15 protein-coding genes are annotated in these 13893 nt (G+C 59.9%); 8 read left to right on the forward strand and 7 right to left on the reverse strand.

The genetic code is table 11. The features are described 5' to 3' along the window. Positions 1–32: 32 nt before the first annotated feature. Both ccmB and ccmA read right to left on the reverse strand, forming a co-directional pair. On the reverse strand, positions 33–692 hold the full coding sequence (ccmB, locus tag AC1D06_RS23265) for a heme exporter protein CcmB (RefSeq protein WP_477988179.1): 660 nt from the start codon (positions 690–692) through the stop codon (positions 33–35). Between the two features lie 352 nt (positions 693–1044). Further along, positions 1045–1683, reverse strand: coding sequence for a heme ABC exporter ATP-binding protein CcmA (gene ccmA, locus AC1D06_RS23270; RefSeq protein WP_477988207.1), 639 nt, complete (start codon positions 1681–1683; stop codon positions 1045–1047). A 267-nt stretch (positions 1684–1950) separates the two neighbouring features. Between ccmA and acnA the strand changes: the two genes are divergently transcribed. The 3 genes from acnA to AC1D06_RS23285 all read left to right on the forward strand — a co-directional run bounded on the left by acnA (position 1951) and on the right by AC1D06_RS23285 (position 5971). Beyond that, on the forward strand, positions 1951–4641 hold the full coding sequence (gene acnA, locus AC1D06_RS23275; RefSeq protein ID WP_477988180.1) for an aconitate hydratase AcnA: 2691 nt from the start codon (positions 1951–1953) through the stop codon (positions 4639–4641). A 79-nt stretch (positions 4642–4720) separates the two neighbouring features. Next, positions 4721–5176, forward strand: a complete 456-nt coding sequence (locus AC1D06_RS23280; protein ID WP_477988181.1) for a macro domain-containing protein — start codon at positions 4721–4723, stop codon at positions 5174–5176. Between the two features lie 156 nt (positions 5177–5332). After that, entirely contained in the window at positions 5333–5971 is a 639-nt protein-coding gene (locus AC1D06_RS23285) for a LysE family translocator (protein ID WP_477875029.1), read from the forward strand. Positions 5972–5980: 9 nt separating this feature from the next. On the opposite strand, the gene AC1D06_RS23290 is transcribed toward AC1D06_RS23285, so the two are convergent. The 4 genes from AC1D06_RS23290 to AC1D06_RS23305 form a co-directional block, all read right to left on the reverse strand. Next, positions 5981–6400 carry a PIN-like domain-containing protein gene (locus tag AC1D06_RS23290; protein WP_477875027.1) on the reverse strand — a complete coding sequence of 140 codons (420 nt, stop codon included), beginning with the start codon at positions 6398–6400 and terminating at the stop codon, positions 5981–5983. Continuing rightward, positions 6397–7098, reverse strand: coding sequence for a hypothetical protein (locus tag AC1D06_RS23295; RefSeq protein WP_477988182.1), 702 nt, complete (start codon positions 7096–7098; stop codon positions 6397–6399). Before AC1D06_RS23295 ends, AC1D06_RS23290 begins: the two co-directional genes overlap by 4 nt. A 56-nt stretch (positions 7099–7154) precedes the next feature. Then, positions 7155–8408, reverse strand: coding sequence for a flavodoxin-dependent (E)-4-hydroxy-3-methylbut-2-enyl-diphosphate synthase (ispG, locus tag AC1D06_RS23300; RefSeq protein ID WP_477988183.1), 1254 nt, complete (start codon positions 8406–8408; stop codon positions 7155–7157). Between the two features lie 74 nt (positions 8409–8482). Continuing rightward, positions 8483–9091, reverse strand: a complete 609-nt coding sequence (locus AC1D06_RS23305) for a TetR/AcrR family transcriptional regulator (RefSeq protein ID WP_477988184.1) — start codon at positions 9089–9091, stop codon at positions 8483–8485. 60 nt (positions 9092–9151) lie between these two features. On the opposite strand from AC1D06_RS23305, the gene AC1D06_RS23310 reads away from it, so the two are divergent. Further along, the gene (locus tag AC1D06_RS23310; protein WP_477988185.1) at positions 9152–9841 is read left to right on the forward strand and encodes a hypothetical protein; all 690 of its coding nucleotides are present in this window, start codon (positions 9152–9154) and stop codon (positions 9839–9841) included. 190 nt (positions 9842–10031) lie between these two features. On the opposite strand, the gene AC1D06_RS23315 is transcribed toward AC1D06_RS23310, so the two are convergent. Next, positions 10032–10487 (reverse strand): Lrp/AsnC family transcriptional regulator, encoded by a 456-nt coding sequence (locus AC1D06_RS23315; protein ID WP_477875017.1) that lies wholly within the window; start codon positions 10485–10487, stop codon positions 10032–10034. 290 nt (positions 10488–10777) lie between these two features. On the opposite strand from AC1D06_RS23315, the gene AC1D06_RS23320 reads away from it, so the two are divergent. From AC1D06_RS23320 to AC1D06_RS23335, 4 genes are all read left to right on the forward strand, one after another. Next, complete coding sequence (locus tag AC1D06_RS23320; protein WP_477875015.1) at positions 10778–11545, forward strand: DUF1223 domain-containing protein; 768 nt, start codon at positions 10778–10780, stop codon at positions 11543–11545. A gap of 204 nt (positions 11546–11749) precedes the next feature. Further along, entirely contained in the window at positions 11750–12130 is a 381-nt protein-coding gene (locus AC1D06_RS23325; RefSeq protein WP_477875013.1) for a DUF2794 domain-containing protein, read from the forward strand. A 120-nt stretch (positions 12131–12250) separates the two neighbouring features. Then, positions 12251–13048, forward strand: coding sequence for a transporter substrate-binding domain-containing protein (locus tag AC1D06_RS23330; protein WP_477875011.1), 798 nt, complete (start codon positions 12251–12253; stop codon positions 13046–13048). 18 nt (positions 13049–13066) lie between these two features. After that, positions 13067–13891: an amino acid ABC transporter permease gene (locus AC1D06_RS23335; protein WP_477988186.1), complete on the forward strand. Its 825-nt coding sequence runs from the start codon at positions 13067–13069 to the stop codon at positions 13889–13891. The last annotated feature ends 2 nt before the right edge of the window (positions 13892–13893 follow it).

Raw genomic sequence — 13893 nt, forward strand, 5'->3', positions numbered from 1 at the left:
TTGATCCGGGTCAATGGGGCCTCACATTGGCGTCATTCGGATGAGGCGCGCAGCGCTAAGGCCGCGGCGATCGGGCCAATCACCGCAAAGAACAGGCTGAGCGCCACCAAGGCCAGGAAGGGTGGCAGAAACGGCGCCGGCTCCTCGACCGCCGCATAAGTGGCTGAGACACCGAAAATCAGGACCGGAACGGTCAGCGGCAGGATGAGGATTGAAACGATCAGCCCGCCACGCGGTAACGCCACGGCCACCGCAGCGCCCGCCGCACCAATGAAGGTTATCGCCGGCGAGCCGGCGAACAGTGTCAGCGCCAAAGCGCCGATCGCCATCTCATTCAGGTTCATGAACAGGCTGAGCAACGGCGAGGCGATCACCAGCGGCAGCACTGCGGAGACCCAGTGCGCCAGGCATTTGATGAAGACGATGAAGGGTAGCGGTGTTTCCTGCATCATCAAGAGGTCGAGCGACCCGTCCTCGCGCTCGGCCTGGAACAGACGGTCGAGACCGAGCAGTGAAGCAAGCAGAGCGCCGACCCAGAGGATGGCCGGGCCGATGCGGGAGAGAAGATTGAGATCGGGTCCGACCCCGAAGGGGATGACGGCGACGATGGTCATGAAGAACAGCACGCCGGTCAGAACACCGCCGCCGGCGCGAAAACCGAGTTTGAGGTCGCGGATGAAGAGGGAGATCATGCGAGGCCGCGGAGTGCTTGGCGGCACCCCCCTCTGCCCTGCCGGGCATCTCCCCCACAAGGGGGGAGAGTGGTTGAGGCGACGCGTGTCGCCCTCCCTTCTTGTAGCAGAGCAGTCGCAGATGATGTGAAAACCCCTCCCCAACCCCTCCCCACAAGGGGGAGGGGCTTAACCCGCGGCTCCGCTGTGCCCCAATTGAGGCAGGGCGAGTGCCGCGAGTCCTCTCCCCCCTTGTGGGGGAGATGGCCGGCAGGACAGAGAGGGTCTTTCGCCATATGCGATAGCCCCATCATTTGTGGGGGAGATGTCCGGCAGGACAGAGGGGGGTAGACCCAGGCCGAAGCGGAGGAAATCAATACACACTCTCCCCATACTCGAACCCCTTCATCACCAGCCCCTTGGCCCCCTCCAGCCCCAATTCCTGATGCGTCGCCGCAATCACAATTCCACCCTTTTCCCGATGCGCCCGCATCAGCCCCGCAAAAATCTCCTCCGACTGCACATCCAGTGCAGCCGTCGGCTCGTCCAATAGCCAAATCGGCCGCCAGGCGGTCAGCAATTTTGCCATCGCCATGCGTCGCTGCTGGCCGGCGGAGAGATAACCGAAGGGCAGATGCAGGATCGTGGCCAGCCCCAGCGCCTCGGCCGCCGCCTCCGGCTCCATGCCGACACCACCCTCGAAGTCACCGAGGAATCGCTTCCAGAAAACCAGGTTCTCCTCGACCGACAATTCCCGCTTCATGGCATTGCGATGGCCGAGATAATGGCATGTTTCCGCCGCCCGCGGGATTTTTTCGCCGTTCAAGCTGACCTCGAACGCGCCCGAATCTTTCGGCAACAGGCCCGCAATCGTCCTGATCAGCGTCGATTTTCCTGAGCCGTTGCGCCCGGTGACGACCAGTGCGTCGCCGGCGGAAAGCGAAAACGTGATGCCGGAAAATATCCGCTCCTCGCCCCGCAACGCTGCGAGTTCACGGACGTCCAGCTGTATCACCCAAACCTCCGCCCGGCGCTTTCGCCGCAATGCAAAAAATTTCGTCCTAGACCTTTGTACGTATGGAACCTTGTTTAGAAATTATCTATAGGTTCTGCAATCGCGCCAGCAGCCGGCGTGAATATCATCCAAGCGCCGAACTTGGAATTGCTGTTGGCAATTCTACGTGCGGACAGCGGAAATGGTTGCACCCGCATCCCATAGGCGCGTTCGCGCCGGGCGTTCGCACGTCAGTTCAGACGATCAGACGAAACGGGTCTATCTATGTCTCAATCCCTCGATAGTTTCAATTGTCGCTCCACCCTCACCGTGAACGGCAAGGACTATGTCTACTACAGCCTGCCGAAGGCGGAAGCCAACGGGCTGGCCGGTATTTCTAAGCTTCCCTATTCCATGAAGGTGTTGCTGGAGAATCTGCTCCGCAACGAGGATGACCGTTCCGTCACCAAGGACGACATCAAGGCCGTGGCCGAATGGCTGGTTAACAAAGGCCTGACCGAATACGAAATCGCCTATCGCCCCGCCCGCGTGCTGATGCAGGATTTCACCGGCGTTCCCGCCGTCGTCGATCTCGCGGCCATGCGTGACGGCATCAAGGCGCTCGGCGGCGACGCTGAGAAGATCAACCCGCTCGTGCCCGTCGACCTCGTCATCGATCACTCCGTCATCGTCGACGAATTCGGCACGCCGCAGGCCTTTGCCCGGAATGTCGAGCTCGAATACCAGCGCAACGGCGAGCGTTACCGCTTCCTCAAATGGGGCCAGCAGGCGTTCAAGAATTTCCGCGTCGTGCCGCCCGGCACCGGCATCTGTCATCAGGTCAATCTCGAATATCTCGGCCAGACCGTCTGGACCAAGGAAGAGGATGGCGACACGGTCGCTTATCCCGACACCTGCGTCGGCACTGATTCGCATACCACGATGATCAACGGCTTGGGCGTGCTCGGCTGGGGCGTCGGCGGTATCGAAGCGGAAGCCGCCATGCTCGGCCAGCCCGTCTCCATGCTGCTGCCGGAAGTGATCGGCTTCAAGTTGACCGGCAAGCTCAAGGAAGGCGTCACCGCCACCGACCTCGTACTGACAGTCGTGCAGATGCTGCGTAAGAAGGGCGTCGTCTCCAAATTCGTCGAATTTTTCGGCCCCGGTCTCGACAATATGTCGCTCGCCGACCGCGCCACGATCGGCAATATGGGTCCGGAATACGGCGCGACCTGCGGCTTCTTCCCGGTCGATGCCGAGACCATCAATTACCTCACCATGTCCGGCCGCGAAACCGACCGCATCGCTCTGGTCGAGGCCTATTCCAAAGCGCAGGAAATGTGGCGCACCGGCGACGGTTCCGATCTCGTCTTCACCGACACGCTGGAACTCGATCTCGGCGAAGTCGTGCCGTCCATGGCCGGCCCGAAGCGTCCGGAAGGCCGTCTGGCGCTCGAGACCATTGCGCCGAACTTCGCTGCCGCCCTTGAAGGCGACTATAAGAAGCCCGGCCAGCTCAACACCCGTTATGCGGTTGAGACCACGGATTTCGATCTCGGTCATGGCGACGTCGCCATTGCCGCCATCACCTCCTGCACCAACACCTCCAACCCGTCGGTGCTGATCGCGGCCGGCCTGCTCGCCCGCAACGCCGTCGCCAAGGGCCTGAAATCCAAGCCCTGGGTCAAGACCTCGCTGGCACCGGGATCACAGGTGGTCGCCGAATATCTCGACAAGTCCGGCCTGCAGAAGGACCTCGATGCGCTCGGCTTCAACCTCGTCGGTTTCGGCTGCACGACCTGCATCGGCAATTCCGGCCCGCTGCCGGCGCCGATCTCCAAGACGATCAACGACAAGGGCCTGATCGTCGCCGGCGTTCTCTCCGGCAACCGCAATTTCGAGGGCCGCGTGTCTCCGGACGTGCAGGCCAACTACCTGGCTTCGCCGCCGCTCGTCGTCGCCTATGCGCTCGCCGGCTCGGTGCAGAAGGACCTGACCAAGGAGCCGATCGGCGAGGACCAGTCCGGCCAGCCGGTCTACCTTCGCGACATCTGGCCGACCACGCGGGAAATCCAGGAATTCATCATGAAATACGTCACCCGCGAACTCTACGCGGCGAAATATGCCGACGTGTTCAAGGGTGACGCCAACTGGCAGTCCGTGCAGATCCCGGCCGGCGACACCTATGCCTGGGATGACCAGTCGACCTATGTGCAGAACCCGCCTTACTTCGTCGGCATGACCAAGACGGCCGGCGGCGTCACCGACATCAAGGGTGCGCGCGTGCTCGGTCTATTCGGCGACAAGATCACCACCGACCACATTTCTCCGGCCGGTTCGATCAAGGCGGCCTCTCCGGCCGGCACCTATCTCATCGACCATGGCGTCCCGGTGGCCGACTTCAACCAGTACGGCACGCGCCGCGGCAATCATGAAGTGATGATGCGCGGCACCTTCGCCAATATTCGCATCCGCAACCACATGCTCGGCCCGAACGGCAAGGAAGGTGGCTACACCATCCACTATCCGTCCAAGGAAGAGATGTCGATCTACGATGCGGCGATGAAGTACAAGGCCGAAGGCGTGCCGCTGGTGATCTTCGCCGGCGTCGAATATGGCAACGGCTCGTCGCGCGACTGGGCGGCCAAGGGCACCAACCTGCTCGGCGTCCGCGCCGTGGTCGCACAGTCCTTCGAGCGCATCCATCGCTCCAACCTGGTCGGCATGGGCATCGTCCCCTTCGTCTTCGAGGAAGGCACGACCTGGGCCTCGCTCGGCCTCAAGGGCGACGAACTGGTGACGATCGAAGGCCTCGCCGAAATCAAGCCACGCCAGAAGACGGTCGCTCATGTGACCTACGGCGATGGCTCCGTGAAGGACATCCCGATTATCTGCCGCATCGATACGCTGGACGAGATCGATTACTTCCACAACGGCGGCATCCTGCAGACGGTGTTGCGCGATCTGGCTGCCTGATCGAACGCAAGTTCTGAGTTGAAACGCCGGGTATGAGATGCCCGGCGTTTTTCATTTCGACTTCCTGGAGAGGCGAACGATGCAATCCATCCGTGGCGATTTAATCCGGCTTGCGCGGGATGGTGAATTCGATGTCATCATCCATGGCTGCAATTGCCAATGCGTCATGGGCAAAGGCATTGCCTTGGCCATCAAGCAACAATTCCCCCAGGCCTACGCAGCAGATCGCACCACTGAGCCCGGCGCCCGCGACAAGCTGGGTACGGTTTCTACCGCAGAGGTCGATATCGATGGCCGCCGTCTCGTCGTCGTCAATGGCTACACACAGTTCGATTACAAAGGCAAAGGCGTCAGAGCTGATTACGACGCCATCCGAGGGGTGATGAAGACAGTACGAAGCAGGTTTTCCGGCTTGCGCATCGGCTATCCCAAGATTGGAGCCGGCCTTGCCGGCGGCGACTGGACGAGGATTGCCGTGATCATAGATAAGGAGCTCGAGGGCGAGGACCACACATTGGTCGAATTCGTGCCGTGACGGCAGATCGAGCGTGATTTTCCACGGATGCCGAGACCTATCGGTGCGCTATGAAAGGGCCTCGCATCAACTTCGCTTATGGACGCGCCAATTCTAATCGTTTTTCAACGAATCCCGGCAGGCGTATATTCGGAATTGCCAATCCGGACCTAGATTATGAACCTCCATCACTACCTGCCATACCTCGCCGTCGCCTGGTCGGCCTATTTCATCGCCGTCGTCAGCCCTGGCCCGGCCGTTCTGGCGCTGATCAACACGTCGATGAACAAGGGCCGCAATGCCGGCATGGCCTTTGCCACCGGCGTGATGACGGGTTCGCTCTGCTGGGCAACGCTCTCCACCATTGGATTGGCGGCGGTGTTGTCGGCCTATGCGGAACTGCTGGTGGTCATCAAGATAGCCGGTGGACTTTACCTGCTCTATCTCGCCTGGAAGGCCTTCAAGCGCGCCGCTTCCCGCGACGACACCCTGCGCAATGCCGCCGATCTGCATGCGGAGAGCCTGAGGCGGCTTTACCTCAAGGGCCTCGCCTTGCATCTCACCAATCCCAAGGCCGTGTTCATCTGGATTTCGCTGGTATCGCTCGGCCTGCCGGCCGGTGCGCCGTCGAGCATCATGGCGGTCTATGTCGCCGGCTGCCTGACGATCGGCCTCGTTTCACTCAATGCCATGGCGCTGATGTTCTCCGCCTCGCCCGTGGTCAGAGGCTATCGCAAGGCGCGCCGCTATATCGAGGCCTGCATGGGCGCCTTCTTCGCCTTCGCCGGCGTCAAGATGCTGACGGCAGGAGTATAGGTTTAGCGCCTATAAAGGGAGAGGCCGGAGTTTCGAGTTTTTATTGATCGGAATTTCATGCATCGAAGGCGGCTCGATGAGCTCGATTATCTTGACGACTTCCGGCCACCGCCAGATCAAGATAGAAGCGACCTGATGCATCGGGGTGTTCTGGTAGGCGGCCGCCAGTATGGATCCGTGAAGCCCGGCTGACCGCAAAGCGGCCCGTTCCGCGGGATTCCTCAAAATTCGAACATCGCCGGAAACAAATATCCACACGTCGTTCGATCGCCTGAGGAAATCAATCCATTCAATATCGCTGGAATGGCGACCGCTTGGAAGGCCGGTTACATCCCTGATATGGGTGGCCGAGTGTCCTTCATGCTGTATGAATCCGTGGAGAGTGGCGGCAAGAATCGGAGACGTGCAATTATCGAAAAGCACTTTCACGCTGCCAACCGCTGCTCCATCGATGTTTCAAACTCCAACGCATGACGTATAGACGTTTCGCTGACGTCATAGTCCCGGGCAGCTTTGCGAACATTGCCATGCATTTTCGCCGCCGCAGCGAGAACAGAAGTTGGAACGCTGGAAATGGAATCGATTGGTTGGCCAAATGAACGGGCCGGATCGATGACGACATTGAGCCTGCGGCCCGCGGGCCACCAGACCAAAGGGCTGCCGTCATGCCCAAAATCGACGGTCTTCAGTAGCGGATCGAGAAATCCTTTAAACTCGTATTGCCGGCGAAACAGATTCAGCAACCGCTGCTGTTCTTGGCCGTCAGCATCCTCTTGTGCGAGCTGAAGAAAAATCTCGCGTCCATCTGTTCGAAATTGATGTGTGGACAGGGGGTGATCGCGGCCGATGACATCTCGAGCTAAGCCGATGGCAGCGCGGACCTTGATGGCAGAGACCCCAGCTTGAATGAAAGCAGCTGCAACGCGAACCTCCATCAGGTCCCGGAAACCGAGATAAAGTTTATTATCGCCGAGAGACACTTCTGATTTCCAGAGAGCCGGGTAGAACTGGCCATCCACACGGTGCCCTTTAAGCCATCTGGAAATCTTCGCGGATGTGACATGAACAAGCCTTCCCGCTTCCGCAGGCGTATAGAGACCTATACCGATCAAATCATCCAAGACCATGCACGCAGTAACTCATTACGAAAAGCGTGTGTCAATCGTCCTTTGCAGAGCCTCGGCTACTCAGCCGCCTGCGCTCCGCGCCCGAACCTCTTGTCGATATAATCGACCACCAGCGCCTCGAATTCCTCAGCGATCTTCGGCCCGCGCAACGTCAGCGCCTTCTTGCCATCGATAAACACCGGGGCGGCCGGCATTTCGCCGGTGCCGGGCAGCGAGATGCCGATATCGGCATGCTTGCTTTCGCCCGGGCCGTTAACGATGCAGCCCATGACGGCGACGTTGAGCGCTTCGACACCCGGATATTTCTCACGCCAGACCGGCATGTTCTTACGGAGATCGCGCTCGATATTCTGCGCCAGTTCCTGGAACACGGTGGATGTCGTGCGGCCGCAGCCGGGACAAGCGGCGACGACGGGCAGAAATTGGCGGAAGCCCATGACCTGCAACAGTTCCTGGGCCACCACGACTTCGCGCGTCCGGTCACCATTCGGCTCCGGGGTCAGCGATACGCGGATCGTGTCGCCGATCCCCTGCTGCAGCACATAGCCCATGGCCGCGGAGGAGGCGACGATGCCCTTCGAGCCCATGCCGGCCTCGGTGAGGCCGAGATGCAGCGCGTGGTTGGAGCGCTCGGCGAGCATGGAATAGCAGGCGATCAGGTCCTGGACCTGGGACACCTTGGCCGACAGAATGATGCGGTTGCGTGGCAGGCCGATCTCTTCGGCGAGTTCAGCCGACAAAAGCGCCGACTGCACAATCGCTTCGCGCGTCACCTGCCGCGCCGTCAAGGGCGAGCCTTCAGCCGCATTCTTGTCCATCAGCGCGGTCAACAGTTCCTGGTCGAGCGAACCCCAGTTGACGCCGATGCGCACCGGCTTGTCGTACCGGATCGCCATCTCGATAATGTCGGCGAACTGTTTGTCTTTCTTGTCCTTGAAACCGACATTGCCGGGATTGATGCGGTATTTCGCCAAGGCTTCGGCGCAGGCCGGATGGTCGGCGAGCAGCTTGTGGCCGATATAGTGGAAGTCGCCGATCAGCGGCACGTCCATGCCGAGCCTGAGCAGACGTTCGCGGATCTTCGGCACCGCCGCTGCACTCTCGTCACGGTCGACGGTGATGCGGACGATCTCAGAGCCGGCGCGGGAAAGTGCGGCGACCTGCGCCACTGTGGCGTCGACATCGGCCGTATCGGTATTGGTCATCGACTGCACGACAACCGGCGCGCCACCGCCGATGATCACGCCGCCGACATTGACGGCAACGGTTGCGCGGCGCGGCTTGGGGTCGAAATCTTCGGGTGCGGACATCAGGAGAACTCGCGAGCAACGGGATTGGCATTGAGGTGGCGCAGCACCACTCCAATGTCAATGCTGCGGCGAATTCATGACGCCGATTTGTTCGGCCTGGTCAGCGGCTGCACCAGAAGCTCGACCAGCCAGCCGATATCGGCCTCGGCTTCGTGCCAGTCGCTCTTGCGGCGCTTGATGCCTTCGACGGCCGAGACGATCAGCCGGGCGAGGTCGCAAGGCTTGAGATCGCGATGGTCTTCGAGGAAGATTTCGCTGTTCGCCTGCGCGGCTGCCAGTGCCCGGTCGAGATTCTGCTCGAGCACGTCATTCCAGTCCTGGCCGAGATCGCCGGCGAGTTCCTGCTTGACCTCGAACAGTTCAGCCCCATGAGGCGATTGCTGCACTCGGCGCATCGGATCGATGACGCCGACGGTCAGTGCCGCCACCAGCCGCGGACAGAGGCTTCCCGGACCCGAAAGCGCCAGGTCGACATTGCGGAAGGTACGCTCCAGCATCGACATGAAGCCGGCACGATAGATATCGGCCTTGTTCTTGAATTCGAGATAAAGCGCCGGCCGCGATATCCCGGCCGCATCGGCGATGTCGGCCATGGTGGTGCGCCGGAAGCCATAGGCAAGGAACACCTTGAAGGCCGCTTCCAGAATTATTTTTCGCTTGTCGAGTGTTTCGGTTGCTTCCATGTTTGACATTCTGACATTTTTCGATATTTTGTCAACACAAGAGATGACGAGGTATTTTTCATGCATAGCGTGTTCTGGACATTGGCCAAGACGGACTATGGCGCATCCGTTCAAAGCACTGAAACTCCGAGCGCCTGGGCTGAAGATCAGGCGAGCGATATCGTTGGATCGAGACTGCGTGATGACATGCAGGATCTTTCCTACAATGCCTTTATCCAGGAAAGCACGCTCGACGAAATCGCCTATGCCGGTGGCACCGATCCACTCGAACTGCGCCGCCGCCTGATGTCGCCCTACCCGGTGGCGACCCGGCTGATCGACGCCGTGGCGCGCATGTCGAACTGGCAGGAACCCGTGGCCGACGGCAAGGCGCGCGGCTTTGCCTTCGCCTTCTCAAACGGCAGTTGGGTTGCACAAGTGATCGAGGTTTCCGAAGAGGATGCGGGCATCCGTGTCGATGCGGTCCATTGCGCCGTCGATGCCGGCCCGCTTGCCGATGACAACATCCGCCGCGCGGTGATCGAAGCCGATATCCGCCGCGCGCTCAGGGAAGCCACCGGCCGCGAAATTCGCCAGCGAATGGAAATCCCGGCGATCCACGTGAAACTGCTGAAAAACGCTGTCCGGCCCGGTCTCGGTGGCACGCCGGCGGCGCAACCGGTCATGCCGGCGCTCGCCAACGCCGTCTTCGCGCTGACCGGCAAGCGAATCAGGCGCACGCCGCTGGGTGACGAGATCACTTTTCTTTGAATTGATAGACTTCGCGAGACACAGATAAGAGGGCCGGATGCGAAAGCGCCGGCCCTCTTGGTCTTTAGAGCGCTTTGCGTTCTGATGGAATCAGAACCGCGCTCCAAACTTTTGTTTTGCGCATGTCGTTATTCTGAAACCGGTTCCCGCTTTCAGGCGACATGCGCTAAACCCTCAGTAGACGCGATTGTCAGACGTCCAGCGTCGAAACTTCCTTGGCTGACGACAGCACGATCAGGGTCTCGGTGCGCATCAGCCCCTCGATGCCCTTCAATTCCTGCGCCAGGAAGCGTTCGAGCTCGCGCGTGTTGCGCAGCCGCACCTTGAGCAGGTAGTTCCATGCGCCGGTGACATGATGGCATTCGAGCACGGCCCCGCTGCTGGCGACCTTTTGCAGGAAAGCCTCTTCCACCTCGGGCTCATTCCAACCGACAAAGACGAAGGCGAGCAGATCGAGCCCGACTTTTTCCGGATTCACGGCTGCGTGGAAACCCGAAATGATCTCATTGCGGATGAGGCGCTTGATGCGGTCATTGACGGTGGACGGAGCCAATTTCAGCTCTTGCCCAATCTCTGCGAGCGACAACCTGTCATTTTTCTGCAGAAGGGCAAGGAGGCTGCGGTCCGTTTCGTCCAAAATACTCATATGCAACCTCCGCATCCGTGCAAATCATGTCGAAAAATGTCTAAAGGGAAAATTTTGACGCGGAAAGTGCGATTTTTCGCCCAAGCGTCAAAGTTGTAGAAACCCCGATGCAATTAACGTATGTCAAGAAAAATGGTTCCGATGCAATTCAAAAATTTTGAGCCGGTTTCCATCAAGGGATTTTGATTTAGGTGTGAAGCCGTCTTGGGCTATAGCTGGAGCATTGCAGGCCATGGCTCGCGCAATCTTGCGTGCATCTGTCGGCCGTTATCCGGGACCTAGGGACTTCCATGCGGCTTCCACTCTATTCAACTCTTGTGCTCTGCCTGTTCGCGGTAGCGCCGGCTTGGCTTTGCATGGCCGAAGAGGTCAAGGAGTCGCATCCGGTGGGCGTCGTCGAATTGTTCACCTCACAGGGCTGCTCTTCCTGCCCCAAGGCTGACGCCGCTTTCTTCAAGATCGCCGGCGACGGCAATGTCGTGGCGATCTCCTACCACATCGACTACTGGAACTATCTCGGCTGGGAGGACACACTCGGCCAGAAGGAAAACACCGACCGCCAATATGGCTATGCGAAGATGCTTGGCAACAACAACGTCTTCACGCCGCAGATCGTGCTCAACGGTGTGACCGATGCCAAGTCCACCAATCCCAACGTGATCCTCGCCGACCTCAAACGCATGGGCAAGAACGGCGACGGCATGCCCGTCGACGTTGATGCCGACCTGACGAAGGATGAGATGACGATTACGGTCGGCTCCGGCGTCGGCAAGGCCGATGTCGTGATGGCCTATTTCAAGAAGCAAACCACGGTGGAGATCTCCAAGGGCGAGAATACCGGCAAGCAGATAACCTACCGAAATGCCGTAACCAAGCTCGAAACAGTCGGCATGTGGGATGGCAAGGCGATGACCATCAAGCTGCCGTCGGCGTTGATTTCCAAAAAGGGCCAGGACGGCTGCGCCATCCTGTTGCAGGCGCATGACAAGGACGGCAATCCCGGCCGCATCTACGGCGCCGCCATACTGGAAAACTATGCGGCGCTCGGCGCGCAGTGACGCCGTGTCACGGCTCATCCCGCCTCGGCCCCTCGACATCCGCAATGACCGTGCCCACATGACAATGTGACGCAGAAGTCCGAACATTACCGATCAAATCGGTCTTGCAATTCGGACCTCTTCAGGCAAACTGTCATCAATTCGTCATTGGCGCGCCGGTGAATCGCAGCGGCAATGGCAGCGAAACATCGTGTAAGGGACGACATGACGGATCAGACCGAGCACAGTGGAGCGACCACCGCAGGCCAGGTGGTCGATCTCAAGGACTATCGCGATGCCCGCGATCCGGCGCCGATCACCTTCCACCGCCTCGAACTCAACCAGATCCTGAGGATTTATGGCCGAATGGTCGGCGAAGGCGAATGGCGTGACTACGCCATCGATTTCTTCAAGGAGAAGGCTGTGTTCTCGGTCTTCAAGCGCTCCGGCGACCTGCCGCTCTACCAGATCGAGAAGAACCCCAAATTCGCCGCCAAGCAGGGTGCTTTTTCGATCGTCAACACCCAGGGCCGCATCCTCAAGCGCGGCCACGAGCTCGCCCAGCTGCTGAAATTCTTCGACAAGGTGCAGCGCCTCCGCGATTGAGACAAATTCTCCCTCCCAGTCCGGCGACTGTTGCTCCTCACGGCTCCGCTTTGCCGCTTGCCAAGCCGACCCCTTCATCTTTATGACATGGAACCGCCACAATCTCGGGAGCCCTTCGTCATGACGTTCCGTCGCTCGTTCCTTCTCGGCCTCGCCGCCGTTATCGCAGCGCCTTTTGCCGCGCATGCCGCCGATCTGCCGGACCTCAAGGGCCGCAAGGTGGTCGTGGTCTCTGAGAACGCCTATCCGCCGCTGCAATTCGTCGACCCCAAGACCAACAAGCAGGTCGGCTGGGAATATGACGCGATGGACGAGATCGCCAAGCGGTTGAATTTCAAGGTGGAATACCAGAACACGTCGTGGGATGCGATGATCCAGGCCGTCTCCGACAACCAGTACAATATCGGCATGGACGGCATCACCATCAAGGACGAGCGCAAGCAGAAGGTCGATTTCTCCGATCCCTATATGCGCTCCGAACAGTTCATGCTGGTGCGCGGCGATGAGAAGCGATTCACCGAAGCCAAGAGCTTCGCCGCCTTCAAGGATGGCCTGGTCGGCGCCCAACCTGGCACGACGCCATTCTACACCGCCGTCTATAGCGTGCTCGACGGCAATGAGCATAATCCGCGGATAAAGCTGTTCGAAACCTTCGGCGCCACGGTCCAGGCATTGAAATCCGGCGACGTTGATGTCGTGCTGACGGACGGTACGGCCGGCAAGGGCTATGTCGATGCCTCCAGTGGCAGCCTCAAGCTGATCGGCGGGCCGCTCGGCAGCGAGGATTTCGGCTTCATTTTCCCCAAGGGCTCCGATCTAGAGAAGCCTGTCAATGCGGCGATCGCCTCGCTGAAGGCCGACGGCACCTTCGACAAGCTGAACAAGAAGTGGTTCCTCGATTACAAGATGGGCCAATAGACCGACAACGCCGTCTCGATGTCGGCGCCCCAATCATCACAATCTGCCGACGCGGGCGACTTTCCATATTGGCTGGTCGCCCTCGTCGTGATCGGGGTCGGCACCGCCGTCCTGATCGCCGGCAGCGATCTCTATCGCGAGATTTTCGCAGCCGTCTCCACCGGGTTGGAAGTCACCGTCCTTGTGACGCTGATCGCCTTTACCCTTGCCGTGGCGCTTGGCCTGGCGGTCGCGCTCTGCGGCCTTTCCGATCTCAAGTCGCTCAGGCAATTCTCCCGCTTCTATATCGAGTTGATCCGCGGCATCCCGGTTCTGGTCCTGCTCTTCTACGTCGCCTTTGTCGGCGCGCCGGCCGTGGTAGCCGCCTATAATTATCTGGCGGCACCGCTGATCCGGGCGGGAATGCTCGATACGCTGCTCGTGCGTGAGGTGTCGCTGATGTGGCGGGCCATCATCGCGTTGACGGTTGCCTATTCCGCCTTCATCGCCGAAATTTTTCGTGCCGGCATCCAGTCTGTCGACAAGGGCCAGGTCGAGGCGGCCAAGGCGCTCGGGCTCTCCCGCTTCCAGCGCTTCCGCCTGATCATTTTTCCGCAGGCACTGCGGGTGATCTTCCCGCCGCTGTCGAATGACTTCGTCGCCATGGTCAAGGATTCCTCGCTGGTCTCCGTGCTCGGTGTCGCCGACATCACCCAGGCGGCGAAGATTTCCGTCGCCACCTCTTTCCGCTATTTCGAGACCTATTCCATGGTCGCTTATGTCTACCTGGTGCTGACTATCGGCCTGTCGCTGGTTCTCAGGCATATCGAGAAGCGGATGCGCCAGGCCCAGGTCAAGCGCTGACG

The sequence above is a fragment of the Rhizobium sp. P2_G2 genome, from assembly GCF_056403555.1.

Coding starts and splice junctions, on each gene's coding strand:
- ispG (WP_477988183.1), bottom strand. CDS start 8,408: ATGTCCGCACCCGAAGATTTCGACCCCAAGCCGCGCCGCGCAACCGTT.
- AC1D06_RS23305 (WP_477988184.1), bottom strand. CDS start 9,091: ATGGAAGCAACCGAAACACTCGACAAGCGAAAAATAATTCTGGAAGCG.
- AC1D06_RS23330 (WP_477875011.1), top strand. CDS start 12,251: ATGACGTTCCGTCGCTCGTTCCTTCTCGGCCTCGCCGCCGTTATCGCA.
- AC1D06_RS23320 (WP_477875015.1), top strand. CDS start 10,778: ATGCGGCTTCCACTCTATTCAACTCTTGTGCTCTGCCTGTTCGCGGTA.
- acnA (WP_477988180.1), top strand. CDS start 1,951: ATGTCTCAATCCCTCGATAGTTTCAATTGTCGCTCCACCCTCACCGTG.
- AC1D06_RS23310 (WP_477988185.1), top strand. CDS start 9,152: ATGCATAGCGTGTTCTGGACATTGGCCAAGACGGACTATGGCGCATCC.
- AC1D06_RS23315 (WP_477875017.1), bottom strand. CDS start 10,487: ATGAGTATTTTGGACGAAACGGACCGCAGCCTCCTTGCCCTTCTGCAG.
- AC1D06_RS23280 (WP_477988181.1), top strand. CDS start 4,721: ATGCAATCCATCCGTGGCGATTTAATCCGGCTTGCGCGGGATGGTGAA.
- AC1D06_RS23335 (WP_477988186.1), top strand. CDS start 13,067: ATGTCGGCGCCCCAATCATCACAATCTGCCGACGCGGGCGACTTTCCA.
- AC1D06_RS23325 (WP_477875013.1), top strand. CDS start 11,750: ATGACGGATCAGACCGAGCACAGTGGAGCGACCACCGCAGGCCAGGTG.
- AC1D06_RS23295 (WP_477988182.1), bottom strand. CDS start 7,098: ATGGTCTTGGATGATTTGATCGGTATAGGTCTCTATACGCCTGCGGAA.
- ccmB (WP_477988179.1), bottom strand. CDS start 692: ATGATCTCCCTCTTCATCCGCGACCTCAAACTCGGTTTTCGCGCCGGC.
- AC1D06_RS23285 (WP_477875029.1), top strand. CDS start 5,333: ATGAACCTCCATCACTACCTGCCATACCTCGCCGTCGCCTGGTCGGCC.